The following is a 26,222-nucleotide window of genomic DNA, read 5'->3' as shown; positions in this document are numbered from 1 at the left end:
AAAGGGAGCTTTTTTTATGTTATCCGCCCGACTCGTTTTTTCGGACAGGCAGGCAACCGAGTCTAAGGAGCCTGATTTTAGCGAATACCGAGTTCGCTCATCAGGAAATCCCGGAACACGGCAACGCGTTTGGAACTGCGCAGCTCTTCCGGATAGACAAAATAGGCATCCACGGTCGGGGTCGTGATGTCCGGCAGAATCTGAATAAGATCAGGGAACTGCGCAGCGGCATATGTCGGGATGGACCCGATGCCAAGCCCAGCGGCAATAGCGGACGCCATCGCTGCCATACTGTTCACTTCCAGACGGGCATTCTGCTTTGTGGGAGTGTGTTTTACGCTTTCAGCTAGCCAGTTGATATGGGCAACCGGAGGGTGATGCTCTCCGAATAACACGAGCTGATGCGCAGAGATTTCATCAATGCTTCTCGGCATACCGTATTTTTCGATATAGAGCGGCGCAGCAAAAATCGGCAGGTGGAAATCTGCCAGATGCCGCTGAATGAGGTCAGGCTGGCGGGGGGCGTGCATCCGCACGGCCACGTCAGCTTCTCTCATGCCCAGATCAAGATCGCTGTCTTCCATAATAAGGCAGATATCAATGTCTGGATTGGCAGCCATAAACTTGTGCAGCCGTGGCATAAGCCAGCAGTTGCCAAAGCCTGTGGTTGTCGTAACCCGCAGACGTCCTGCGGCTTTTTCCTTACTTTCGGTTAAAAGCGTCTGGGTCATTTCAAGTTTTGAAAAGACCTCACGCACCGTCTTGTGCAGCGTCTCGCCCTGTTCAGTGAGGATCAGTCCTCGGGCGTGGCGATGAAAAAGAGGAACCTGAAGGACGTCCTCCAGCGCGGAAATCTGCCGTGAAACAGCAGACTGGCTTAGGTTAAGCACATCTCCCGCGTGGGTAAAGGAACCGGCTTCCGCCACAGCATGGAATACCCGGAGTTTGTCCCAGTCCACGCACGCCTCCTGCAAATTGAATGAAGTTATAAGAGCATAATTATCATGCTTCGAATTTCATTACGTGCAGTAATTGCCCGGACTGGTCAAGGGATGACCTGTTATTCGGCTCCCAGTTCAGCCAGATACCGTTCCGCATCCAGAGCGGCCATGCAGCCGGTCCCGGCGGCGGTGACGGCCTGGCGGTAAATTTTATCCTGCACATCGCCCGCGGCAAAAACACCGGGGATGGAGGTGCGGGTGGTGCCGGGGGTAGTCTCAATATACCCTTCCGCATCCAGAACGACTTGTCCCTTAAAGATATCGGTGGTGGGGGAGTGGCCGATCGCGATGAAAATTCCGTCCGCGGGCACGTCCTGCGTTGTTCCGTCCTGTGTATTTTTAACACGAATGGCGCTGACAGTCGGTGGTGTGCCGCTGGCCAGAATGTCTTCCACGGTTGTGTTCCACAGGATGGAGGTTTTCGGGTTTTTGAAAAAACGGTCCTGCAGGATTTTTTCCGCGCGGAGTGTGTCCCGCCGGTGCACCAGCGTGACGTGTGCTGCGTGGTGGGTCAGATATAGCGCCTCTTCCACAGCGGTATTGCCACCGCCCACCACCACCACGTTTTTGCCGCGGTAAAAGAAGCCATCGCAGGTGGCGCAGGCGGAAACACCAGCACCCTGCAAGGTTTTCTCGCTCGGCAGGCCAAGCCAGCGGGCCTGCGCACCTGTGGCGATGATAACGGCCTTTGCAACATACTCGGTGCCGGAATCGCCTTTCAGGCGGAACGGGGAGCCGGATTTGAAATCGACGGAGGTAATGATGTCATATTCAATCCGTGTGCCGACATTCTGGGCCTGCTGCGCCATCTGGTCCATCAGCCAGGGGCCCTGCACAGCCTCGGCAAAGCCCGGATAATTTTCCACGTCTGTAGTAATGGTCAACTGCCCGCCCGGCTGAAGCCCGGCCACCAGAACAGGAGCAAGGTTGGCGCGTGCGGCATAAATGGCGGCGGTGTAGCCTGCGGGGCCTGCGCCAATAACAAGCAGATCGGTAGTGATGGTTTCTGTCATGGGAGGGCTGACCTTTGCATGCTGAGAGTCATGGTGCGCCAGAACGCACTTTACATGCCTTGCGATATGGCGGGTGTGTGCAGGGAGAGCAAGAGCGGAACCCGTTTGCGGCCTGTGCGTGTGCATGGCATATACGCCCCAGAGTATCTGGAAAAAGGCTGCGGCGAGAAATGGATCAGGCAAGGTGACGGAACTGGACGCTGTTGACCTTCGTATTGTGGCGGAGCTTCAGGAAGACGGGCGCATGACCAACGTCGAGCTGGCCCGCCGTGTCGGAATTTCAGCCCCGCCCTGCCTGCGGCGTGTGCGGCGGCTGGAAGAGCTGGGGGTGATCCGTGGCTACCATGCGGACCCGGATGCCGGGGCGCTGGGGTGGCCGATTACCTTCTTTGCGCTGATTGGCCTTGATAGCCAGAAAGAGACAGTGTTGTCCGCTTTTGAGGACGAACTGTCCCGCTGGCCGGAGGTGCGGGAATGTCACATGATTCGTGGAGGCGGAGACTTTCTGGTGCGCCTGATTGCCCGGGATGCCGCGCATGAAAACTCGCTCACCCGCCGTCTGACAGAAGGCCCGCACGTTATTCGTGTGCAGACGCTGCAAACCATCCGCACAAGTCTGGACCGGACCGGTGTTCCGATTTTTCCGGGTGAGGGCGGTGCCGCGTGATAGCGGCTGCTGCGGAGAAAGCGCCTGACGTGCGGGCCGGCCCAAACATCAGCATCATTGTGCCGTGCTATAATGAGGTCGGTAACGTCGGTCCGCTTGTGGCCGCGCTGGAACGCGCGCTGGATGGCCGCCGGTGGGAAGTCATTTTTGTGGATGACAACTCGCCTGACGGTACCACGGCTGCTGTTCACGCCTTAGCGCGGACAGACTCCCGCGTGCGGGGCCTGTGCCGCATTGGCCGCCGGGGCCTGTCTTCTGCGGTGATTGAGGGGGCTTTGTCCTCCTCCGCGCAGATTGTCGCCGTGATGGATGGTGACATGCAGCATGATGAAAGCCGCCTTGGCGTGCTGATAGATGCCGTGCAAAGCGGAGACTGCGATATTGCCGTGGGCAGCCGCCATGTCGAGGGCGGCGATAATTCCGGTCTGGCCAACGCCTGGCGGCATACCTTGTCTGACGGTGGGATTAAACTCGCGCAGATGCTGCTGCCCGTGCGGCTGGGAGACCCGATGAGCGGGTTCTTCGCCCTGCGGCAGGATCTGTTTGCCCGGATTGCCCCGCATCTGTCGGGCACCGGCTTTAAAATTCTGGTTGATCTGTTGCTGTCCTCTCCACAACCTTTGCAGGTGCAGGAAATCGCCTGCGGTTTCCGGGCGCGTGTTGCAGGTGAAAGCAAGCTGGACGCGCTGGTCATGCTGCAATTTGTCGCGCTGCTGCTGGACAAGCTGTGTCGTGGCTGGCTGCCTTTGCGGTTTGTGGCCTTTGCGCTCGTCGGGGTGGTTGGGATCGGGACCAACCTGCTGGTTATGCAGTGTGCCCGCGCGCTGGGGGCGGACTTTCCTCTGGCGCAGGGGATCGGCACGGTCGTGGCGATGATCGTGAATTTCCAGCTTGATAATAATTTCACCTACCGGGACAGACGCCTGCGGGGTGTGCGCTGCGTGTGGGGGCTGCTGCTCTTTATGGTTGTCTGCTCCGTGGGGGCGCTGGCCAATGTTGGCGTGGCAGACATGGTGTATCATCAGAGCCGTGCCTTTAACGAGGCAAGTGTTGCCGGTGCTCTGATTGCGGTGGTCTGGAATTACGCGATGTCCTCCACCATCATCTGGCGGCCGTGATCCCACGTATGCCACGCATTACCGGGATACGGGCCGGAATATGGAGATGGGGCATCGCGTTAGGCGTTTTGACGCTCTGCCGCCTGATCATGGCGGCATGGGTACCGCTGACCCCGGATGAAGCATACTACCGGATCTGGGCGCTGGCACCGGCCGCTGGGTATCTTGATCACCCGCCTCTGGTGGCGTTCTGGATCCGGGCCGGACTGGCGTTATTTGGGGATACCGCTCTGGGTGTGCGGGCTATGGGGCCTGTCTCAGCACTGGCCGGGACGATTTTTCTCGCTCTGACTGCCCGTGACTGGCTAAAGGCCCGTGCCCGGATGGGGGGAGAAGAGGCGGCCCTCACACCGGATGCCGGTATGGTGCGAACCGGCCTGCTGCTGAATGGCACGGTTGCTCTTGGTGTCGGCACCCTGATCATGACGCCGGATACACCACTCCTGTTTTTTATGGCTTTGCTGGTCTGGAGTCTTGGGCGCGTCTGTCTGGCCGGGCAGGGCACTGGCTGGTTACTGGCCGGGCTGGCCGCTGGCCTTGGTTTTGAAAGTAAATATACCGCCGTGCTGCCGGTTGGTGGCGTGCTTGTCTGGTTTCTTCTGACCGGTGCCGGGCGTGCGTGGCTGAAAACCGTCTGGCCCTGGGCTGGCGGGGGCGTGGCTCTGTTGTGTGCCGCGCCGGTTATCGGGTGGAATGCCGCGCATGGGTGGGTGAGCTTTCTCAAACAGGGAGGACGCACCAGTGACTGGCATCCGACCAAAATGCTTACTTATTTTGGTGAGTTGCTGGGCGGGCAGGTGGGGCTGGCCTCTCCGGGCGTGTTCCTGTTCTTTCTGGGGGGCGTCTGGCTGCTGTGGCGGCAAAAAGACAGCTTCTCCCGTCTTCTGCTCCTGATGATCGCCATTCCGGCTCTTGTCTTCGTGCAGCACGCATTTGGGGCGCGTGTGCAGGCAAACTGGCCCGTTGTGCTCTATCCCGTTCTGGCTGTAGCGGCAGTGCTGCCTGTCTGGCGGGGTGCCGTGGCATCCAGCCTGCTGGGGATGGCGCTGGTGTTAGTGGTTGTCATGCAGGCTATTTTCTCGCCTGTTACACTCTCCCCGCATTTTGACATGACCTTGCGGCAGATGGGCGGCTGGCAGGACTTTGCCAGAACGGTCGCTGATCACACGCCCCCATCCTCTCTGCTGATTGCCGACGAATATGGTCTGGCGGCTGAGTTGTCATTTTACGTACCTCCGGGTCGTCCGGTGATGGCGGTTGAGCCGCGCTGGATGCTGTTTGATCTGCCGCGTGCTGCGTGTGGAGAGGGGTATCTGATTCGCAGCCACAGGCGGCATGATCAGCCGGATGCGACTCACTTTATCGTGCTGGATGAGGAGCCGTCTCTGGTCCGGCAGCGGCACGGAGTTGTGGCTGATACATACTCGGTTTTTCATGTGCAGATGCGGTGTGATGCCAAAGGTTATGCTCGTGATGCCGTGACGCTGCCCTGAAAAAAGACGGGAAAAAGCCATTCTGCCCGGAGGAATGCCGTGTCTGCTTGGACAGGGGCGCGGAACGGGATTACGATGTGACAAGAGTGACAAAAAAGGAAAGCGGGGGCGTATGTCTTCTCCACTGAATGTGGCCGTCCAGATGGACCCTCTGGAACACATCAATATTGATGGTGATTCCACATTCGCCATGATGCTGGAAGCGCAGGCCCGTGGGCATGCGCTGTTTGTGTATGAAGTCGGCTCCATGGCGCTGGGGGAAGGGGTGACAGAGCCCGGAGGAGTGGCGAGAGCACAGGTGAGTGCAGCCGTCCGCCCAGTGACAGTGCGGCGTGAGCGCGGCAATCATGCCAGCTTTGGGCCGGTCGTCCGTCGGTCACTGGGGGAAATGGATGTGGTACTGATGCGTCAGGACCCGCCGTTTGACATGGCGTATATTACGGCCACGCATCTGCTGGACCATGTGCACGGTATTGGCCCCGATAAGGCGCTGGTAGTGAATGACCCCCGCTGGGTGCGGGATTCCCCGGAAAAACTGCTGGTGACCCACTTTCCGGGCCTGATGCCGCCAACACTGGTGACATGGGACGTGGAGGAAATCCGCGCATTCCGCCGGAAGTGGCGCGATATTATTGTCAAGCCGCTATTCGGGAATGGCGGGAGCGGGATTTTCCGTATTCGTGAAGATGATCAGAATCTGAACGCACTGCTGGAAATGCATTTTGCCCGCTCCCGTGAGCCGCTGATGATCCAGCGTTACGAACCTGCGGTCAAAGCCGGAGATAAGCGGATTATTCTGGTGGATGGAGCACCGATCGGAGCCATTAACCGGGTTCCGTCTGGTGAGGATCACCGGTCTAACATGCATGTTGGCGGTGTTGCCCGTAAAGTTGACCTGACTGCGCGAGATAAAGAAATCTGCGCTGCAATCGGGCCGTTCCTGAAAGAACATGGGCTGATTTTCGTCGGGATTGACGTGATCGGTGAGTATCTGACGGAAATCAACGTTACCTCACCGACGGGGCTTCAGGAACTGGAACGGTTTGACGGTATTAACGGCGCCGGACTGATCTGGGAGTGCATTGAAGCCAAACTGAAAGGAAAGGCTGACTGAACGTCAGGAGGCTTTGTCGGCCGGAGTGGCTCCCGATGCAGCAGAAGAATGTTTTGTCTGGTGTGTCGGGCCGTCCTCTGCGTCCGGGTCCGGCAGGACAGGGTCTTTACCAAAGCGATTGTCAAACCACTGCATCAACGGGGCGCGGAAGTAGTAAATGACGACCGATGACCAGATGATCAGTGAAAGGATGGCAATAAACAGATTTAGCATGGCAGTTTTCTTTTCACCCCGTTCTTTCAGAGCGGAACGTAAGGGCACAATGGGGCTGAAGACAAGGGCGCTTTTGTGGCAGGCATTATTTAATACAGGGAAGATGCGTTGTGGCTCTTGAAGAAATTACAGCAAGCAGGCAGAGAGAGAGCATGAGTGACGTTCTCCACGAATGCCCGCCCGGTCAGGGTGAAGATCCGGTGCCTCCTCCTTCACGCTCGGCGCTGGATGCAGAGGCTGTAAAAGTTGCCTACCGTCGGTGGGCCGCCGTCTATGATACCGTTTTTGGCGGTGTTTCGGGCGTGGGGCGCAAACGTGCGGTTGAAGCTGTCAACGCGCTGCCGGGCACAAAGGTGCTGGAAGTCGGCGTGGGGACGGGGCTTGCGTTGCCCTGCTATACTCAGAGCAAAAAAATTACGGGCATTGATCTCTCTGGTGACATGCTGGCCCGTGCGCGGGAACGCGTGCAGAAAGAGCATCTGACCAATGTTGAGGCCCTGCTGGAGATGGATGCGGAAGAGACCAGCTTTGCTGATGCCTCTTTTGATATTGCAGTCGCCATGTTTGTGGCGTCCGTGGTGCCGCATCCGCGCAAGCTGCTGAGCGAACTCAAGCGTGTTGTGCGCCCCGGCGGTCACATTCTTTTTGTAAACCATTTTCTGGCACCCAACGGTGTACGGGGCGCGGTTGAGCGCGGAATGGCGCGGGCGTCCCGCTCTCTGGGCTGGCATCCTGACTTTGCAATGGAATCCTTGCTGCCGCCGGATGATCTGGCACGGGCACAGATCCAGCCAGTGCCGCCGCTTGGTCTGTTTACACTTGTAACACTCGACCGGACGTAAAAACCTAGTCCCGTCGCCCCTGCCGCCTTTTCTGCACAAGGCAGGGCAGACGGCGGCGCGGGACTTAACGGGTCGTCTGTCAGAATAAAAACCGTTATTATACATGTTTTACAGAGTCCGCAGAGCGTACACGCGCTGTGGTCTGAGTAAGGTATAGGTTACGGAAATGACCTCTACCGGGCACACAGCCGGAACGGGAAGAAAAAGCATGATGAAGCAGACTGCATCGGGTACGGGTGTGGGAGCAGGGTATCTGCTTGTCGCCGCAGGAGCGGGACTGCTTGGTGGGGGTGCTTCCGTGCTGCGGCAGGCCGGTGTGATGCCTGATCATGGTATCTGGCCTGTTCTCGAACATGTTCACGCCCCGCTGATGCTTCTGTTTGTTGTTCTTCCGGCGCTCGTTTGTGGGTTTAGCAACCTCTGGCTGCCCAGAGCCCTCGGCCGGACAGGGATGGTTCTGCCTGTGCTGAATTGTGCAGGACTTGGACTGATTGCTCTCTCTGGTGTTCTGACGGTTGCTCTTGGTGCGCAGGTTCTGCCTGTGCTGCTCTGGAGCGCGGGAATGCTTTGCGCCGTCATGGTTGTGCTCGCGACTATTTTTGACAGTCGTGCCGATTTTGAAGACGCACAGGCATTTTCTCCCTTCGTGTGGGGGGAAATGCTGGCGTCTGCAGTGCTGTTGCTGACGGTGCCAGTTCTGGCTGCCGTCATGACGCATCAGCTTTTTTCCGGGGCGTCTGCGGATATTCTCCCGCTTCTGGATGGCTTTGCAGAGCCTGTTACACTCGTCACATTGCTCGCCGGGTTTGGTCTCGTGTTTGAAGCAGGGGCGAGAGGCAGCCGCTTTTCTGAAAAGCCGGTGGTTGCCATTATGGCCACGACGGCATCCGCTTCTGTCATTATCTGGGTGCGGGGCGTTTTTGCGCATGGACTGGCTGCCAGTGTGCAGCAGCCGGGGGTGCTGACGTCCCCTGAAAACGCTGTGCTGTCAGCCTCCACGCTGGCCTCTGTCCTTCTGGCCGCCTTGTGGATGGCGGGAACATGGCGCAGCCGCCTGTCCCTGCGTGTCCCCATGCTGTGGGGTCTTGGGTTTCTGGCCATTGTGTCCACGGGCTGGGTTGCGCAGCTTATGCAGGGTGAAGGCCTTCATTCTGCGCTTGAGGTTGGTGCCGTTTATGCGACGTTCTGCGGGCTGTATCTGTGGCGTGGCGAAAGTGCTGGGTACTGGTATCCCCGTCCGCCAGCCATTTTGCAGTTCGTGCTGATGGCTTCCGCGACCGGACTGTCCTTTTCTCCTCTGTCTGCCGCAACGCAGATCTGGAGCGGCGCTCTGCTTGGGGCATCTCTCCTCTGCTTTCTGGTGACGATGGGTATGAGCCTCTTCCAGAACCGCAAAGTGGAGAGCGCTCATGTTGGCGCCTCCGCCCCGTCAGCCATGCTTTCTTCTTCTGAAGGAACAGTGCAGTCATGAGTGAGACTATCGCCAGCACCGCCCCAGCGGAACGTATCCGCTTTAAGGCCGACAGAGTTGGCACCACAGCGAAAGACTGGGTGCAACTGCTTAAGCCGCGCGTGATTTCCCTCGTGGTGTTTACCGGCGCGGCCGGGATGATCATGGCGCCCGGCCATCTCAATCCGTTTGTGGCGGCGGTGTCCATCCTGTGCATCTGTCTGGCGTCTGGCGCTGCAGGGGCCATCAATATGTGGTATGACCGCGATATTGATGCCGTAATGCAGCGGACCATTACGCGGCCTATCCCGGGTGGGCGTATTCCGCCGCAGGAAGCTCTGGCTTATGGCGTCGGGCTATCCTGCCTTTCCGTGTGTCTGATGTGGATGGCGACGAACGCTCTGGCAGCCGGTATTCTGGCCTTCTCGATCTTCTTTTATTCCGTCATTTACACCATGTGGCTCAAGCGCTCCACGCCGCAGAATATCGTGATAGGCGGGGCTGCCGGGGCGTTTCCCCCCATGATCGGTTGGGCAGCCGCAACCGGCCACATGGCTGTGCTGCCGGTCGTGATGTTCGGGATTGTGTTCTTCTGGACACCGCCGCATTTCTGGTCACTGTCTCTGTATGCCTGCAAGGATTATGGCCGGGCGGGTATCCCCATGCTGCCGGTTGTCAAAGGGGCGCGGCATACGCGGTGGAACATTTTTGTCTATACACTGGTGCTGCTGGCCATCTCGCTCATACCGTCTTTCCTGCATCTGAGCGGCTGGCTGTATACGGGCACGGCACTGGTCCTTGGACTTGGCTTTGTGGCGTGTGCTGTGCGTGTGTTGCGGGAGCCGCAGGACGCGACCGGCATCAGCCTGCAGGGCGATAAAGCGGCGCGTCTATCGTTCCGCTTTTCTCTGGCCTATCTGTTCCTGCTGTTCTGCGGACTACTGGCTGACCACATTCTGACGGGGTGGATGCACTGATGAACACGTCAAGCGTTCTGAGTTCGCAGGAAATTGCAGAGAAAAAGCGCCGCCAGAAAGGCCGTCTGTCTGCCATGCTGGGCTTCATGCTGCTGATAGCTGGCGTCATGTATGGGCTGATGCTCACACACTTCTAAGCAATGGTCCGACTTTCGTCTCTGGCGGGAGTCGCTGTGGTGCGGCTTAACGCTACCTTCTTCAGCAACGCTTTCCGTGTTTTACGTTCTCAGAAGAACGAGAGGAAGAAGGCTGTCGCTCAGGCTTCTTCCTGCTGCGGTGTGCGGGCGGTTTGCAGCAGTGCATCCATCTGGATGCTCACGCCCTTTTCCTTGAGTTTCAGGATATCCGCTTCTAGATCCGCAATTTTGCGTTTGCTCCAGAAATGCAGGAACAGGCCAAATGCGGAGGCAGAGACACCTAATACCACAACGGCAATTTCCAGAAATAGCATGGTGTCTGTCCTGATCTGAGCGTGAAAACTAAAAAGCCTGCATGCTCATAAAGAGCGATGCAGGCTTTGTGAAGCAGCAGGGCGTTACGCGCCACGCCCCTGCTGAATGGCGGAAAGCAACCAGCGCCCCCCGCGAGAAGGACGAGTAAACGTCCAGAGTTCGGTAATTGTGACCGGCTCGGTCGAGCTGCCTTCAATAACCTGCCCTGTGGCATTGGTCGTCAGGTCAATCAGGCTGTAGCGCATGGCGACGGTTGCGTAGTCCATTCCAGCTTCCTGCCAGGCTTCGGCCAGATCGCCCTGAATGAAGTGGACATCAGACACCACATTCCGCGCGCCCTGACTGGCCAGCGTGGCGAGCTGCTGGTTGAAGTAGGACACCATTTCCGGCGTGGCCATCTGCTGGAGAGCCGGGATGTTCTGCTGGTTCCATGCGGTCTGGATATCCAGCAACGTCTGCTGGAAGGCCTGATAGTCCGTGCTGGTGATCGCCAGTGTGGAACCGCCCGTGCCGGCAGGGAAACCCGCAGGTGTTGTGGTCTGCGCCGGACCCGCGGTGCCGGAGTTCAGTGTAAAAGCTGAGCCACCGGAGCCGGAGGATTTATTCCCGGAAAAACGGCGGACCAGCCACATCACGACCACAACAATCAGCCCGATCTGGATCAGCAGACCAATAAAGCTGAACAGCCCGTGCACACCGCCCATAAAGCCGTGCCCGCTCAGCAGACCAAACAGGCCTGCGCCCAGCATGCCCCCGGCAAAACCCGTCAGGAACGGGTGGCGCGCGGCGGTCCCCATCCCCATTCCACGGTTAAGCGGTGCGCCGTAATTATTCTGGCCGGGATAGCCATTATAGCCCGGAGCCGGGCCGCGCGGCGTAATGGAACGGTCCATGGGGGCGGCGCCATAGGGCGTTGTGTTGGTGGTGGGCGGTGCGCTCCATGTCCGGCTGCCGCGGCTGCCCATGGAGCTGCCCTGACCCGGGCGTGCGTCAGCATGCTGCGCCAACGGGCCACCAAGCATGCTGAGGGTCAGAAAAGCGGTTAAAACAGGCGTAAGAAAACGCTTTTTCACGGTGTCTGGTCTCTCCGGACGGTGTTAGGCCCCGGCAAGGCTCAGGGCATCGACCCTTAATGTGGGGGCGTCACTGCCAAAACGGAACTGCAAATCGTCCGCTAATGTCATGGAAGCGAAAATTTCCAGCAGATTGCCTGCCAGCGTGAACTCTTCCGCGGCCTCGGCAATTTGACCATCGCGGATCATGAAGCCGGAGGCGCCCCGGCTGTAATCCCCTGTCAGGCCGTTGATGGAAGAGCCCATCATTTCTGTGATGAACAGGCCTTCCTTGATATCCGCCATCAGAGCCGCAGGTGTGATGCTGCCGGGCTGGAACGCCAGGTTGGTGGGGGAGGGAGCCGGTGGGCTGGAAGATCCTCGCGCGGCGCGGCCATTGCTGGTCAGCCCAAGCTGGCGGGCGCTCCGGGTGTCCAGAATCCAGCTTTGCAGCACACCATTTTCTACCAGCGCCAGCGGTTTGCCCTGCACGGCCTCTCCGTCAAACGGGCGGGACCGCAGGCCACGCAGGCGTGTGGGGTCATCCGTAATGGTGATTTCTCTGGCAAAAATCTGCTGTCCGAGCTTGTCCTTCAAAAAAGACGTGCCCCGTGCGATGGAGGACCCGCTGATGGCCCCCACCAGATGCCCCAGAAAGCTGTTTGCCACACGCGGGTGGAACACAACCGGATATTTACCGGTGCGCGGGCGGGTGGGGTTCAGGCGGGCCACAGCCTTGCGGCCTGCGCTCAGGCCCAGCGCAGCGGCATCTTCCAGATCAGCAAGATGGACCGTGCCGTGATAGTCATAATCCCGCTGCATGCCATCGCCTTTGCCTGCCAGTACGCAGACAGAGGTGGAATGGCGGGTGCGGGCATAAGACCCGGCAAAATCCTGCGACGTCACGAGAATGACTTCCGTGCGGCCGAAAGAAGCGCTGCTGCCAGCGCTGTTGGTCACACCCTCAACGGCCAGAGCCGCCTCTTCCCCAGCGCGGGCACGGGCCAGCAGGGCGTTGGCATCGGGTTCTGCCGTATCCGTCAGGTCCAGTGTATTCTGGGTGAATGTGCCGGTCAGACCCTGCTGGGCGAGGCCCGCATATTTATCATCCGGCAGCATCCGGGCCATAGCCAGAGCCTGCTCAATCAGCCCGTCAAACCGCGTCGGGTCGAGGGTGGTGGTGGAGACAATGGCGGTTTTCTGGCCTGCAAATACGCGCAGGCCGAGGTCTGTGGTTTCAGAGCGTTCCAGCTCTTCCGTCACACCATTACGCACCCCCGCGCCCAGCGCGGTGCTGGAGACAAAAACCGCATCTGCGGCATCCGCTCCGGCATGACGCGCGCGGCGGACAAGATCAGAGATCTTTTCGAGGGTTTGTGCGCTCATGCCGCGAGGTTCTCCGTAATCGTGTCCAGAGACAGGACGTGTTTGACAGGCCCCAGTGCGGCCAGTGTCGGCTTCTGGGTGAAAATCCGGGCGGCAACGCGGCGGATATCCTCCGTCGTGACAGCCTCCACCCGGGCAACTGTTTCCGCAACCGGGATCAGACGGCCAAAGAGCTGAAGCTGGCGGGCAATCTGTTCACACCGGCTGCCCGTGCTTTCCAGAGACATCAGCAGAGACGCCTTGAGCTGCGCACGGGCACGGGCCAGTTCATCTTCCCCCACGTTCTTCTGAACTTTTTTGAGCTCTTCCAGCGTAACGGGCACCAGTTCCGCACATTCTTTTTCACCCGTGCCCGCATAAATGCCAAACACGCCGCCATCGAGGAACGGCGCATTGAAGGAATAGACCGAGTAGACCAGACCGCGCTTTTCCCGGATTTCCTGAAACAGGCGGGAGGACATCCCGCCGCCCAGCAGCAGGGAGAGCATCAGGGCCGCGTAGTAATCCGGGTCATTATACCCCACGGACGGGAAGCCCAGAACCACATGGGCCTGGTCCAGATCTTTCTCCTGCCGGAACTCGCCACCGCCATAAATGGAGGGCGTGCCGGGGAGGAGGGATGTGGTGCCGAGGTCGGCAAAATGCCGCTCCACCTGCCGCACAACGTCCTCATGGTGCAGGTTGCCCGCTGCGGCCACTACCATGTTGCCGGTGGTGTAATGCGCGCTCATGTAGCGCATCAGCGTGTCACGGCTCATGGTGCGGATCAGATCTTCCGTGCCCAGCGTCGGGCGGCCCATGGGCTGGTTGGGGTAGGCGGTCGCCTGAAAATGGTCAAACACCACATCATCCGGCGTATCGTTCGCCTGCCCGATTTCCTGAAGGATCACACCGCGTTCACGTTCGATTTCCGTCGGGTCAAACGTGGAATGGGTCAGGATATCGCCAATGATATCAATGCCCAGATCCAGATTTTCCTTCAGGAGCTTGACGTAATAAGCCGTCTGCTCCCGTGCGGTATAGGCATTGATATGCCCACCCACATTCTCAATTTCCTCAGCAATCTGGAGGGCGGAACGGCGCTCTGTGCCCTTGAACGCCATATGCTCAAGGAAATGGGAGACACCGTTTTCTTCCGCGGTTTCATCCCGCGTGCCGGTGGAAACATAGGCTCCGAAGGAAACGGTTTCGACGCGCTCCATACGTTCTGTCACAACAATCAGGCCCGAGGGCAGACGGGTCAACTGGATCGGATCGGTCATTCTTGTCCTGAAAAGAAAGGCCGCACACGCGGCCTGAAGAAAGGGGAATTCAAGGAGATCAGGCGTTAGAGAGCACTGCTGCGCGCACGGCATCCTTTACGGCATCCGCCGTGGCCGGAACGGTGCGGTAACGCTCTTCACGCGAATAGAGGTCTGCCAGATGCACGGGCAGAGCAGGGCGGATGCCCGTAGCGGCAACCATTGCATCCGGGAATTTGGCCGGATGTGCCGTGGCCATGGCGACCATCGGTACCCCGGCCTCCCGGAAGCGGCGGCCTGCGGCAATGCCAATGGCGCTGTGCGGGTCCGCCAGATAACCGGAACGGTTATGAAGGCCTTTGATTTCCGCTTCCGTCGCAGCATCATCCAGTGCCAGACCGGAGAAGAGCGTGCGGGCCGTCTCCCACGCTTCTGCCGGAACATCCATGTGCCCGCTGGTGCGGAAGTTCGTCATGATGCGGGCACAGGCTTCAGCATCACGCCCCAGCAGTTCAAACAGCAGGCGTTCAAAGTTGGAAGAGACCTGAATATCCATGGAGGGGGAGAGGCTGGGCATGACGGACTTCATCGTCATGTCATTCGCGTTCAGGAAGCGCGTCAGAATATCATTCCGGTTGGAGCCGACGCACAGATGGCGGACCGGCAGGCCCATTTTGCGTGCGGCCCATGCGGCCAGAATGTTGCCGAAGTTGCCGGTCGGCACGGCAAAGGAGACTTCCTGCTCCGGTGCGCCAAAATTGAGCGCGGCATACACGTAGTAGGGAATCTGGGCGGCAATGCGCGCCCAGTTGATGGAGTTCACGGCGGAGAGATGCATATCCTTACGGAACGGCATATCCGCAAACAGGGCTTTGACCAGATCCTGACAGTCGTCAAACGTGCCCTCAATAGCCAGATTGGTCACGTTGGGTTCAAGCACCGTCGTCATCTGGCGGCGCTGCACTTCGGACGTGCGGTCTTTCGGGTGCAGGATAACCACGGAGATGCGCTCACGCCCACGGCAGGCTTCAATAGCGGCGGATCCGGTGTCACCCGAGGTTGCGCCCACAATGGTCACATGCTCGTTGCGCTCACTCAGCACATGTTCAAACAACTGGCCCAGCAACTGCATGGCCATATCTTTGAAGGCCAGCGTGGGGCCGTGGAACAGTTCCTGCACAAACAGGCCATTTTCCACCTGCGTCAGCGGGACAATGGCCGGATGGTCAAACCCGGCATAGGCTTTCTCGCACAGGGCGCGCAAAGTGCCGGGGTCAATATCTTCCCCGACAAATGGCCGCATGATCCGGGCGGCAAGCTCCGGATACGGCAGGCCGCGCATGGCTTGCCACTCGGAGAGTGAAAAGCTGGGCCATGTTTCCGGCAGATACAGGCCGCCATCTTCGGCAAGGCCCGTCAGCAGGACATCAGAAAACGAGAGAGCGGGAGCCTTCCCCCGGGTCGAGATATAGCGCATGGCCAGACTTATACCCTGAATGGGAGACGGCGCGAAGTAGCCTTCTGCATCCGTCTGCTCAGGTTGGGGGCGGGGTGGTGGGCAGTGTGAGCTGATAAACCGTGACGGGCCATTTCACAGTGGCCTTGCCGTTCTGGAAGGCCGCGCTGTGGTCAAGCTGCATGGTGGGCACAAACAGATGCCCGTGCCCGTCCAGCCCCGGTGTGCCGGGGTAGGTCAGGCGCGGGTCCGTAATCAGCCTGCGCGGGATGCGGCCGGTGCTGTAGCTGAGGATGCTGCCGGTGCTGACGTCAGACCAGTAGAGCGTGCCATCCGGGCCAATGGTCATGCCACCCAGTGAGGGCGTTTTGTACCACTGGGTAACAATTTCTTCCATGGCGGCGGGGGTAATGTCCGGGTCCGTAAAGGTGCTGGTGTCCACACGGGCGAGGTAATTGCCCGGTGCCTGCAGTACAATCCAGCGCCCATCCGGGCTGATGGCAATCATGCTGGAATCAATGGCGGCGGGGCGGCCATCTCCCCAGTTGAGCGTGCCGCCGGGAATCTGGATGGGCCGCGTGGCTGTGAGTGCCGGATGGCGGTCCAGAAAGCGGCGTGTTGAGGCGGCTGGAATATCGACCACCAGCACGCCCGCAACACCTGAGTCGGCAAGATAGGCTGTGTTGCCGTAGACCGCGACGCCGGAGAGAATACTGTCCGGATGCAGGGCTGTTTTCTCGATGGCGATCGTCCCCAGAACGATATTTTTCCGGGTATCAATATGGATCAGCTTAGGCTGCGCCACCGGGGGAGCCTTGCGATCAGGCACCCCGCTGTCCAGCACCCAGAGCGTGCCATCAGGCAGAAGGGTTAGCCCTGCCGCGGCGATAATCCGTCTGGAGCTGTCCCCCTCTCCGGCGTTCCAGTCGGCATCCGGGTAGGGCGTAAAACTGCCATCCGTGTTGCGGACGGAAAGCTGCGGGCCGGGATTGCCCACCCATGCCGGGGCTTCAAACAGCATCCGGCCATCGGGCAGGGGGACCACGGCATCCCAGATCTGTTTTTCAGACTGCGTAAAGGGTGTGAGCGCCGAGGCCGTGAGTTCCGGCACTTTCGGCATATGTACCGCCCATGCGGCGGAGGTTGGCAGGGCAGCGGCAAGGCTCGCGGTCAGCGTTGTCAAAGCGAGGGCGCGGCGGAACCCTGAAAAAGGCCGGGTACGTCTGGTCATCATGAAATTTCTGGCAGCCTTGCTGTACGTGTGCGGCGAAAACATGCAGCCAGTTTCCTCCTTTTTGGTCCACGCCGACAACCGCATTCTTCGCATGGCCCGCCAGAACCCTGCGAAGAGGCGGAGGATAGGCGGGCAATCAGGCGTCTGGCGCGCGGTCCAGATAGCGGCGCTGGATATGGGTCTGCCAGGCTTCGGCCCCGAGCGGTGCGCCGGTTGCATCCCGGATGATGTCCGGCATGGAGGCGCTGCGGGCGCGGCCGTGGATATGGGTGCGCAGCCAGCCCAGCAGCGGGGCAAAATTACCCTCCGCCAGAGCCGGGGCAATCTGGCTGTCCTGCTGGAAGGCGGCGGTGCGAATCTGCGCTGCCGCAAATGCGCCCATGGCGTAGCAGGGGAAGTATCCAAACAGCCCCTCCGGCCAGTGGATATCCTGCAGGCAGCCGCGCCGGTCATCCGGCACATGCAGGCCGAGCAGGGCATGGAGGCGGTCATTAAAGGCGGCGGGGAGGTCTTTGACCGCCAGATCCCCGCTGATCATCGCGGTTTCCAGCTCATAGCGCACGAGAATATGGGCGGGGTATGTCACTTCATCCGCGTCCACGCGGATAAAGCCCGGCTCCACATGCGTTACCAGACGGAGCAGATTGTCCGCGTTCCAGCCCGGTGTGCCTTCGGGGATGTTAAATTCGGCTCTCAGCAGAGGGGCCACCCAGTCCACAAAGGCGCGGGAGCGGCAGACCTGCATTTCCATGGTGAGAGACTGGCTTTCATGCAGTGTCATGCCCCCGGCCTGCCCGACGGGCTGGGAGAGCCACTGTTCCGGCAACCCCATATCATACAGTGCGTGCCCGGTTTCATGCAGGACGCCCATCATGGCGGGGAGGAAATCGGCTTCTTCATAGCGCGTGGTCAGCCGCACATCATGCGTGGCCCCGCCGCAGAAGGGGTGGAGGCTCACATCCAGCCGTCCGCGCGTCATATCAAATCCAAGCTGCTGCATCAGCTTGCGGCCGAGTGCTTCCTGTCGCGGTACCGGAAACGGTCCCTGAAGAGGAACGGCCGGGGGCAGGCTGCGCTGTTTGTCCAGCACGGTGGCAATCAGGCCGGGCAGGTCTGCGCTCAGACGGCTGAAAATCGGGTCAATGTCGGTCTGACGTGTGCCGGGGTCGAACGAGTCCAGCAATGCATCGTATGGTGAGAGGCCAAGCGCCTCACCTTTGGCGCGGGCAATCTGCTGCGTAAGGTTCAGCACTTCCTGCTGATAGGGCAGAAAGGTTTTGAAATCATTATTCTGGCGGGCCTCACGCCACACCATCTCGCTGCGGGCCGTGGCCTGTGTGCTGGCCTCCACCAGATCCCCCGGCAGGGCGGTGGCATGGGTGTGCAGGCGGCGCATTTCAGCAAGGTTGGCGCGGCGCCAGACATCATCCCCGGCGTCAGCCGTTACCAGAAGCTCCTCCATGTCCGGGGCCGTCAGAATTTCATGCCGCAGGCCTTCCAGCATGGCCAGATTTTCCGCCCGGCGTTCTGCGGCGCCGTGGGGCATGATTACTTCCTTGTCCCAGCCCAGAATACCGATGGCGTCATTGAGGGAAGACAGGCGGGCAAAATGGCGCTCTAGGCTCTGATAGGCTTTATTCATGACTCGGAATCTGGTCCTGTAGGGTGGCAACGCGTGCTCGGGAGGGTAGAGCATCGCCCTGCGGGACGGAACTCTCTGTGGTCAAGTTTGCTCAGAGTGTCAGGTGAGCCAGAGTGTTGGGGAAGCCAGAGTTTCAGGGAAGAATGTCTGCTCCCATTCTCCAGACGGACTTTAAGGAAAGCACATGCCCCATCAGAACGGGATGGCAACGCAGACGCCATCGGTCGAACAGGCACTGGCCCTTCTGTCCGTAGGGGATGCAGAGCGGGCTGCGGCCATGCTGCGCACGCTTTTGCGCGAGGATGCGTCCGACGCCGAGGCCTGGCACGCCATGGCCTGTGTGGCGCGGGCCGGAGGGGATGCACAGTCTGCTGTAGCGCTGGCCGGGCGGGCGATTGGCCTGCGGCCAGAAGGCCATTTCCACATCACGCTGGCGCACGCGCTGCTTGAGCAGGAGCACGCGGAACCGGCCCGTGCTGCGGCGCATGTAGCCGTGATGGCGACGCCGCGTGACCCGCGGGCGCATGAGGTTATGGCGGCGTGTCTGGAGGCACTTGGCCGCGTACAGGATGCGGAACTGGCGTTGCGCACAGCCTTGAGGCTGCGGCCGCTGGATTGTGAGAAACATCTGAGCCTTGCCGCCTGTCTCGCCCGGCAGGGGAAGGTGACAGAGGCCTTGCACGTCTCGGAAAAAGCGCTCCGTCTGGCTCCGGACACTATTTTTGCCCACAATCAGCATGCCCTGCTGCTGGAACGGGCCGGGCGGATGCGGGAGGCTGCGCCATTTTTTGCGGTGGTGGCTGAGGCATTTCCGCAGGACGCGGCGGCGCTGGCGAATTATGGGGCCGCCCTTTTTGCGCAAGGCGCTTTTGAAAAAGCCAGAGTCGTCTTGCAGGACTCTGTCCGCCGCGTGCCGGATGCACCGGAAACACACACCAATCTGGGGCTTGTGCAGATGGCGCTGGGCGCACTGGACGCCGCAGAGCAGGAACTGGGGGCCGCCCTTGCCGCCCGCCCGCAGGACGCCCGGCTGGCGGTGAATTACGGGACGGTGCTGGCAGACCTTGGCCGCAGGCAGGAGGCAGAAGCCCTCTTCCGACAGGTTGAAAGCGGACCGGCCTCAGAGCAGGACCGGGCGAGGACGCGTTTCAATCTGGGCACGGTGCTGCTGGCGGAAGGGCGCTTTGAGGAAGGCTGGCAGGCGTTTGAAGCCCGGCAGAGTTTACTGCCCGCATCCCAGACGGAAGATCTGCCGCACTGGGATGGAACCGCCACAGGCGGCAGTCCGGTTCTGCTTTATGCGGAGCAGGGGCTGGGCGATACGCTTCAGTTTTTACGCTATGTGGAGCCTGCTCTGGACCATGCGCCGGTGCTGCTGGCTGTGCCGGAGGCCTTGCATTCGCTGGTCGCGCGGATGGAGTTTGGCGGTGGCGGACGGGTCACGCTTCTGCAAAAAGGGCATACAGCGCGTTCTGTCGGGGCTGTCGCGTGCTGTTCTCTGTTGAGTTTGCCTGCGTGCCTTGGGCTGTCTGAGCCCTATCCCTGGCGGCAGATGGTGTGTCTGCCGGATGCGGGAGAGGGTATGGCCGAAGCCAATGGCCCACTCTCAGCGGGAGGGCCGGGAGAACCGCCCAAAGCTTTGCCCCTGTCAAAACCCCTCCGTGCTGGTCTCTGCTGGGCGGGGAATCCGGGTTATCGGTTTGATCGCCGTCGTTCCCTCGCTCCCGCCTGCCTTGCGCCGCTGGCTGACGTGCCGGGTGTGGTGTTCCAGTCCCTTCAGCGGAACCATGCGGCGGTAGACCTGCCGTTTCCGGCGGCCCCTCTGCCTGAGGGCGATCTGCTCAGCACCGCCTGCCTGATGGCCGGGCTGGATGTGGTGATTACGGTTGATACCGTTATTGCGCATCTGGCCGGTGTGCTTGGAAAGCCGGTCTGGCTGCTGAACCGCTTTGGCGGGGACTGGCGCTGGGCGGAAGGGTCTTCCCGACTTGTAGCCGGCGGAGGCAGGGAGAACCTGTGGTACCCGAGTCTGCGGCTGTTTTCTCAGCCTGTTTACGGTGAGGGCAATGGGCCGTGGGCGGAACCAGTGCAGGCTGTGGCGGACGCTTTGTGCAAACTTGTTAAGATGTAACCGCAACGCCTGTTGCCCCGCCGGATGACGCCCGTATGATAAGCCAATGACGCGTTATTCTCCCGAGGGTGCCACCCCCGCCATGGCGCAATGGTTTGCGCTGAAGGCCGAAAATCCTGAAGCCCTGCTGTTTTTCCGCATGGGCGATTTTTATGAACTGTTTTTTGACGATGCCACGGCTGCGGCCGCGGCACTGGATATTGCGCTGACGGCGCGAGGAACCCACGCGGGTGACCCGATCTCGATGTGTGGCGTGCCCGTCGCGGCAGCGTCTGCGTATCTGGCCCGGCTGATCCGCCGGGGGTTCCGTGTGGCGGTGGCGGAGCAGACTGAAGCTCCGCGCAAAGGCAAAGGTGCGCCCAAAGGACCACTGGCGCGCGCCGTGGTGCGTGTGGTGACGCCCGGCACCCTGACGGAAGATGAATTGCTGGAACCGGGCCGTTCCAACCTGCTTCTGGCACTGGCGGAACAGCCCGGCAGCGGGCGAGGCCGGAAAAGCAAGGCAGCGGATGCTGAGAGGCTGATCGGGGCGGCATGGATTGATGTCTCGACCGGCCTGTTTGAAACCGCTTCTGTTTCGGCAGCCGCTCTGGCGGCTTTGCTGGGGCGGCTGGACCCTGCAGAAATTCTGGCGCCGGCAGATATGGCGCTGGGTGAGCATGACTCTGCCCGCGCGCCCGAGGTGCTGATCCCGAATGTGGAAGCAGCCCGCCAGCGTCTGGCGGCTGCTTTTGATGTGGCCAGTGTGGATGCGTTCGGCACCTTTACGGATGAAGAGGCCGTCGCGGCCTCAGTCGCTGTGGACTATGTTCAGCGCAGTCAGGCCGGGAAGCTGCCGCGCCTTGCACACCCCAGCCCGCAGATGGAAGGCGGTGTGCTGGGGATAGACCCTGCCACCCGCGCCAGTCTGGATATTTTGCGCGCACGGGATGGCGGGACGGAACATACCCTGTTCTCCGCCATGAATCAGACCGTTACCTCCGCCGGGGCGCGCATGGTGGCGGAGTGGCTGGCCGCACCGCTGACGGACCCGGCCCGCATTGCCGCCCGGCAGGATGGCTGGTGCTGGCTGCGCGAATCGCCCTCGTGCAGTGCGGCCCTGCGGGATGCGCTGAAGCGCGCGCCGGATATTGCCCGTGCATTGGGGCGGTTGTCCCTTGGTCGTGGTCAGCCGCGGGATCTGGCCGCCGTGCGGGATGGCCTGCATGCCGCCCGTGCCGCTGCCGCGGCTCTGGGGGCGGATCATACCGCTTTGCCTGCCTATCTGGCGCGTGCCGCGGCCAGCCTCGGGGCCTCGCCGGAACTGGAAGCGGAACTGGTGCGGGCCGTGGCGGAGGATCTGCCTGCCCGGCTGGAAGATGGCGGGGTTATTGCCGCCGGATATGACGGCGAACTGGATCGGTATAGAGGCCTCCGGGATAATTCCCGGCGGATCGTGGCCGGTTTGCAGACGGAGTATGCCAGCCGATTCGGCGTGGCGAGCCTCAAGATCAAACACCACGCCCAGCTTGGGTACGTGATTGAAGTGCCTGTTGCTGCCAGCGCCCGCATTAAAGACCGGGATGATCTGATGTTCCGGCAGGGCACAGCCAGCAACGCCCGTTTCTCCACAGAGGAGCTTTCCTCACTGGATGCCCGGATTGCCGAAGCGGCGGAACGGGCTGCGGCGCGTGAAAAAGCGGTCTTTGCCGCGCTGGTTGAGCGTATTCTGGCGGAGGAAGCGTTGCCGGTTCTGGCGCGGGCACTGGCGGTGCTGGACGTGCTGCAATCCTGTGCTCTGCTGGCCGCGGGGGGGAGCTGGTGCCGTCCGGTGGTCACAGACGATACGGCTTTTGTGCTGGAAGGCTGCCGTCATCCGGTGGTGGAAGCGGCTCTGCCAAAAGGCACACGCTTTACGCCTAACGGGTGTGATCTGTCTGCCAGCCGCCGCGTGATGTTGCTGACCGGCCCGAATATGGCCGGTAAATCCACCTTCCTGCGGCAGACGGCTCTGGCCGTGCTATTGGCGCAGGGGGGCTTTCCGGTTTCAGCTGATAAAGCGCATATCGGCATTGTGGATCAGCTCTTTTCCCGCGTGGGGGCATCGGATGATCTGGCTCGCGGGCGCTCCACTTTTATGGTGGAAATGACGGAAACCGCCGCCATTCTGAATCAGGCTGGCCCGCGTTCTCTGGTCGTGGTGGATGAAATCGGGCGTGGTACGGCAACGCTGGATGGTCTGGCTATTGCGTGGGCGGTGCTGGAGGCTTTGCATTCAACTGTGCGCTGCCGTGCAATTTTTGCAACGCATTTCCATGAACTTGCCGGATTGGTGGATACTCTGCCGCGCCTTTCCCCGCACACCATGGCGGTGAGGGAATGGCGGGGCCAGATTGTCTTTCTGCATGAGGTTCTGGCCGGTTCCGCCAAGAAAAGCTGGGGTGTGCATGTTGCCAAGCTGGCAGGAGTGCCCCCCTCAGTCGTGGACCGGGCGGGGCGGCTTTTGCGGGAACTGGAGCGGGACCACGCAACCGGGCCCAGGCCCCTGCCTTTGTTCGACACGCAGAAGATATTACCGCAGGAAGACGAAAATACGTTAAGGAAGCGACTGTTAGAGGTAGACCCGGATACTCTGACGCCGCGTGCCGCACTGGATATTCTGTATGAGCTTCATAAAGAGGCCGTGCGGGAAGATGGATGTCCGGCCCAGAGTTGAGCAAGAGTTAAACCGGGTTCTTTATCAGACGACCCTCAGGAGCAGATTCCGACCGCAATGTCGATTTCCCCCGCACATGCTGCCCCCGGGCAGCCCGATGTTTCCGCCCTTGCGTCCCTCACCCCGGAGGGGCTTGCTGCCTGCCTTGCGCGGGAACTCCGGGACGCCACACCGGCAGACGCAACCATCCCGCAGCGGGATGAGTCCGTGGCGATCTTCCGCCGCCATCTTGGCCGGTATCAGGCGGATGTCCGCAGCCGGTTTGAATCGCATGAACTGAAGGGCGCAAAAGCCGCCAAGCAGATTGCGGCGTTCACGGACGTGATGCTGCGGGGCATTGTGGACCTTGCGCTGCGTGCGACCGGCACGGCGGAAGGCGTCGGGCAGATCGGGGAGGGCGCGCCTCCTGCCGCAGGGCGGCTTGTTGTGGCGGCAACCGGAGGTTACGGGCGTGGCCTTCTGGCCCCGTTCAGCGATATTGACCTGCTGTTCCTGACAGAAGAAGAAAATGTCCAGAACGCGCACCGGCTGGTGGAATATGTTCTGTATTTCCTGTGGGATCTGGGCCTGAAAGTCGGGCACGCGACGCGCACCATCAATGAATGTATTGAGGAAGCGCGGAAGGACACCACAGTCCGCACTGCGTTGCTGGATGCCCGCCTGCTGGCGGGGGACGCTGCGTTATTCGCCATGTTTGAAGCGCGCTACATCGTGGCCTGTGTGGAGGCCGGAGCGCCCGGCTTTATTCAGGATAAACGGCGTGAGCGGCTGGAACGGCACCGCCGGTTTGGGGACAGCCCCTATCTGGTGGAACCCAACATCAAGGAAGGGCGCGGCGGCCTGCGTGATTTGCAGACGCTGTACTGGATGTGCCGGAACACGTTCGGCACCCGCCATGTCATGGACCTTCTTGCACCGGAATTTATCTGGATGGGCCTGCTGACGGAGCAGGAAGCGGCGCGCGCCCGCCGGTCATGGGATTTTCTGTGGACGGTGCGCCTGCATCTGCATTACGTCGCGGGGCGTGCGGAAGAACGCCTGACGTTTGATATGCAGCCGGTGATTGGCGCACGCATGGGCTATACTCGGCATGGCCGTCAGAATGGTGTAGAACGCTTTATGCGCCACTATTTCCTGACAGCGCGTGAGGTGATGCGCCTGACGCATGTGCTGGAACCTGCCGTGCTGCGGCAGGCGCAGGGGCCGGCCGCCACGGCCGTCAAGCCGGATGAGGCCATGCGGGAGGCCGGATTTACACTGGTTGACGGGCAGATCCTGCCGGAACGCGGGATCTCGTTTGATCAGGAACCCATCAAGATGATGCAGTTGCTGGACTGGGCGCGGATGCGCCGCAGGCCTCTGCATCCGCTCGGGCGGCATCAGCTTATCCGCTGGGAGCGCCGGGCCGTGGCGCTCCGGGATGACCCGGAAGCCGCGCGGATTTTTCTCGACCTGCTCTGTGGTGAGACGGAACCGCAGGACCTGCCCCCGCGCCGTCGGCGCGATGCCAGTGTGCCTGCTCCGGAGGATGCGGCCGTACTCCCCCTGCGCGATTCCAGCTATGAACAGCAGACTCCACCCGGCCACGCGCACTGGTTGCATATCCTGAACGAGACAGGAATTTTCGGGCGGCTGATCCCGGACTGGACACGTATTGTCGGCCAGATGCAGTTTGATACCTATCACGTGTTCACGGTCGATGAGCATACGATAGAAGCCATCCGTATCATGGATGAAGTCGCATCCGGCCGCATGGCGGATGAAATCCCGGTGGCGTACGAGCTTGTCAAAGGTCTGCATTCCCGCCGGGCGCTGTATATGGCCGTGCTGCTGCACGATATTGCCAAGGGGCGCGGAGGGGACCACTCCGAAATCGGGTCTGAAATTGCGGCGGATCTCTGCCCCAGGCTGGGGATGTCGGGTGAGGAGACGGAAACCGTTTCCTGGCTGGTCCTGCACCATCTGCTGCTGAGCCATACGGCGTTCCAGCGTGATATTGATGACCCCAAGACCATTCTGGATGTGGCGGACATTGTTCAGTCTCCCGAACGCCTGCGTCTGCTACTGCTGCTGACGATTGTGGACATGCGGGCCGTCAGCTCCCGTGTGTGGAACGCATGGAAGGCCACATTGCTGCGTGAGCTGTATGTGCGCGTGGCGGAAGTGCTGGCCGGTGGTCTCGCCACGACGGAGCGGGACGTGCGCGTGCGTCACGCCAAGGAAATTACGTCTGAAATTCTGGCCGAAGACGGCGTTGCGCCGCAGGATATCGATCGCTTCCTAGGTTTGGGCTACGCGGGTTACTGGCTGTCCTTCGATCATGAAACGCACAAACGGCATGCCCGCCTGATCCGGGATGCGGACGGGCGGGACGCACCGCTGACGGTGGAGGTGCTGCCGCTGCCTGCACGGGGTGTGACGGAAGTAACGGTTTATACCGTGGACGTACCCGGCCTGTTCTCCAAAATTGCAGGGGCTCTTGCACTGGCCGGGGCGTCCATTGTTGATGCGCGTATTCACACCATGATGCATGGCATGGCTCTGGATACGTTCTGGATTCAGGACACGGCTGGCAGCGCGTATGAAGAAACGCATCGTCTGGCGCGGCTATGTTCGCTGATTGAGCAGGCACTGAGCGGGCAGATTGATATTGGGGCTGAAATTGCGCAGGCAGGCTTCGGTCATATGCCAATGCGGATGCGCGCGATTCATGTGCCACCGCGTGTGGTGATTGATAACGGCGCGTCCAATACCTACACGGTGATTGAAATTAACGGTCGTGACCGCCCCGGCCTGCTGCATGACGTGACAGCCGCCATGAGCGAAGAAAACCTTCAGATCGCCTCAGCCCACATTACCACCTACGGAGTGCGGGCGGTGGACGTGTTTTACGTGAAGGATCTTTTCGGGCTGAAAATCACGGATAAGAAGCGTCTGGAAGAAATCCGCGAACACTTGCTGAAAGGCATGAAAGAGGCCGAGGCGGAAGCCAAGGCCCTTCTGGACGCCCGCATTTCAGCCTGAAGCCGGAATGCGGGGCTCTGC

General features: G+C 60.6%; 21 protein-coding genes. 11 read left to right on the top strand and 10 right to left on the bottom strand.

All coding sequences use genetic code 11. The features are described 5' to 3' along the window. Positions 1 to 77 precede the first annotated feature (77 nt). Both KP699_RS03985 and trxB read right to left on the bottom strand, forming a co-directional pair. A complete protein-coding gene (locus KP699_RS03985) occupies positions 78 to 959 on the bottom strand; it encodes a LysR family transcriptional regulator (protein WP_025825902.1) in 882 nt (293 codons plus the stop codon). Positions 960 to 1,060: 101 nt separating this feature from the next. Continuing rightward, entirely contained in the window at positions 1,061 to 2,014 is a 954-nt protein-coding gene (trxB, locus tag KP699_RS03980) for a thioredoxin-disulfide reductase (protein WP_215761701.1), read from the bottom strand. Positions 2,015 to 2,138: 124 nt separating this feature from the next. On the opposite strand from trxB, the gene KP699_RS03975 reads away from it, so the two are divergent. The 4 genes from KP699_RS03975 to gshB all read left to right on the top strand — a co-directional run bounded on the left by KP699_RS03975 (position 2,139) and on the right by gshB (position 6,406). Then, positions 2,139 to 2,681 carry an Lrp/AsnC family transcriptional regulator gene (locus KP699_RS03975; protein WP_051551761.1) on the top strand — a complete coding sequence of 181 codons (543 nt, stop codon included), beginning with the start codon at positions 2,139 to 2,141 and terminating at the stop codon, positions 2,679 to 2,681. After that, entirely contained in the window at positions 2,681 to 3,799 is a 1,119-nt protein-coding gene (locus KP699_RS03970) for a glycosyltransferase family 2 protein (RefSeq protein ID WP_215761750.1), read from the top strand. Before KP699_RS03975 ends, KP699_RS03970 begins: the two co-directional genes overlap by 1 nt. A gap of 8 nt (positions 3,800 to 3,807) precedes the next feature. Beyond that, on the top strand, positions 3,808 to 5,292 hold the full coding sequence (locus KP699_RS03965; protein ID WP_215761700.1) for a glycosyltransferase family 39 protein: 1,485 nt from the start codon (positions 3,808 to 3,810) through the stop codon (positions 5,290 to 5,292). Positions 5,293 to 5,404: 112 nt separating this feature from the next. Beyond that, complete coding sequence (gshB, locus tag KP699_RS03960) at positions 5,405 to 6,406, top strand: glutathione synthase (RefSeq protein WP_215761699.1); 1,002 nt, start codon at positions 5,405 to 5,407, stop codon at positions 6,404 to 6,406. Between the two features lie 3 nt (positions 6,407 to 6,409). Here gshB and KP699_RS03955 read toward each other — a convergent pair whose 3' ends face one another. Beyond that, positions 6,410 to 6,619: a hypothetical protein gene (locus tag KP699_RS03955; RefSeq protein WP_215761698.1), complete on the bottom strand. Its 210-nt coding sequence runs from the start codon at positions 6,617 to 6,619 to the stop codon at positions 6,410 to 6,412. 152 nt (positions 6,620 to 6,771) lie between these two features. On the opposite strand from KP699_RS03955, the gene KP699_RS03950 reads away from it, so the two are divergent. The 4 genes from KP699_RS03950 to KP699_RS03935 all read left to right on the top strand — a co-directional run bounded on the left by KP699_RS03950 (position 6,772) and on the right by KP699_RS03935 (position 10,025). Further along, the gene (locus KP699_RS03950) at positions 6,772 to 7,461 is read left to right on the top strand and encodes a class I SAM-dependent methyltransferase (RefSeq protein ID WP_077931428.1); all 690 of its coding nucleotides are present in this window, start codon (positions 6,772 to 6,774) and stop codon (positions 7,459 to 7,461) included. A 208-nt stretch (positions 7,462 to 7,669) separates the two neighbouring features. Then, entirely contained in the window at positions 7,670 to 8,932 is a 1,263-nt protein-coding gene (locus tag KP699_RS03945) for a cbb3-type cytochrome c oxidase subunit I (protein WP_215761697.1), read from the top strand. Beyond that, positions 8,929 to 9,888, top strand: a complete 960-nt coding sequence (locus KP699_RS03940; protein WP_077931430.1) for a heme o synthase — start codon at positions 8,929 to 8,931, stop codon at positions 9,886 to 9,888. The genes KP699_RS03945 and KP699_RS03940 overlap by 4 nt, the downstream gene beginning before the upstream one ends. Further along, entirely contained in the window at positions 9,888 to 10,025 is a 138-nt protein-coding gene (locus KP699_RS03935; RefSeq protein ID WP_215761696.1) for a hypothetical protein, read from the top strand. Before KP699_RS03940 ends, KP699_RS03935 begins: the two co-directional genes overlap by 1 nt. 119 nt (positions 10,026 to 10,144) lie before the next feature. Here KP699_RS03935 and KP699_RS03930 read toward each other — a convergent pair whose 3' ends face one another. The 7 genes from KP699_RS03930 to KP699_RS03900 all read right to left on the bottom strand — a co-directional run bounded on the left by KP699_RS03930 (position 10,145) and on the right by KP699_RS03900 (position 18,351). Continuing rightward, positions 10,145 to 10,339, bottom strand: coding sequence for a hypothetical protein (locus tag KP699_RS03930; RefSeq protein WP_025825917.1), 195 nt, complete (start codon positions 10,337 to 10,339; stop codon positions 10,145 to 10,147). Between the two features lie 84 nt (positions 10,340 to 10,423). Beyond that, complete coding sequence (locus tag KP699_RS03925) at positions 10,424 to 11,413, bottom strand: TIM44-like domain-containing protein (protein ID WP_215761695.1); 990 nt, start codon at positions 11,411 to 11,413, stop codon at positions 10,424 to 10,426. A 24-nt stretch (positions 11,414 to 11,437) separates the two neighbouring features. Then, a complete protein-coding gene (locus KP699_RS03920) occupies positions 11,438 to 12,778 on the bottom strand; it encodes a TldD/PmbA family protein (protein ID WP_215761694.1) in 1,341 nt (446 codons plus the stop codon). Then, the gene (locus tag KP699_RS03915; protein WP_077931432.1) at positions 12,775 to 14,040 is read right to left on the bottom strand and encodes a pitrilysin family protein; all 1,266 of its coding nucleotides are present in this window, start codon (positions 14,038 to 14,040) and stop codon (positions 12,775 to 12,777) included. The genes KP699_RS03920 and KP699_RS03915 overlap by 4 nt, the downstream gene beginning before the upstream one ends. Positions 14,041 to 14,098: 58 nt before the next feature. Continuing rightward, on the bottom strand, positions 14,099 to 15,496 hold the full coding sequence (gene thrC / locus KP699_RS03910; protein WP_215761693.1) for a threonine synthase: 1,398 nt from the start codon (positions 15,494 to 15,496) through the stop codon (positions 14,099 to 14,101). Positions 15,497 to 15,554: 58 nt separating this feature from the next. Beyond that, positions 15,555 to 16,706 (bottom strand): L-dopachrome tautomerase-related protein, encoded by a 1,152-nt coding sequence (locus KP699_RS03905; protein WP_215761749.1) that lies wholly within the window; start codon positions 16,704 to 16,706, stop codon positions 15,555 to 15,557. A gap of 139 nt (positions 16,707 to 16,845) precedes the next feature. After that, positions 16,846 to 18,351 carry a carboxypeptidase M32 gene (locus KP699_RS03900; protein ID WP_215761692.1) on the bottom strand — a complete coding sequence of 502 codons (1,506 nt, stop codon included), beginning with the start codon at positions 18,349 to 18,351 and terminating at the stop codon, positions 16,846 to 16,848. Positions 18,352 to 18,535: 184 nt separating this feature from the next. Between KP699_RS03900 and KP699_RS03895 the strand changes: the two genes are divergently transcribed. From KP699_RS03895 to KP699_RS03885, 3 genes are read left to right on the top strand one after another with little or no spacing between them, the layout of a single operon-like run. Further along, positions 18,536 to 20,482, top strand: coding sequence for a lipopolysaccharide assembly protein LapB (locus KP699_RS03895; RefSeq protein ID WP_215761691.1), 1,947 nt, complete (start codon positions 18,536 to 18,538; stop codon positions 20,480 to 20,482). A 46-nt stretch (positions 20,483 to 20,528) separates the two neighbouring features. Continuing rightward, on the top strand, positions 20,529 to 23,177 hold the full coding sequence (mutS, locus tag KP699_RS03890) for a DNA mismatch repair protein MutS (protein WP_215761690.1): 2,649 nt from the start codon (positions 20,529 to 20,531) through the stop codon (positions 23,175 to 23,177). A 57-nt stretch (positions 23,178 to 23,234) separates the two neighbouring features. Then, entirely contained in the window at positions 23,235 to 26,201 is a 2,967-nt protein-coding gene (locus KP699_RS03885; protein WP_215761689.1) for a [protein-PII] uridylyltransferase, read from the top strand. Positions 26,202 to 26,222: the final 21 nt, after the last annotated feature.

The sequence above is a fragment of the Acetobacter sp. P1H12_c genome, from assembly GCF_018811975.1.
Taxonomy (GTDB): Bacteria; Pseudomonadota; Alphaproteobacteria; order Acetobacterales; family Acetobacteraceae; genus Acetobacter; species Acetobacter persici.
This window is presented reverse-complemented; position numbering and strand designations above follow the sequence as displayed.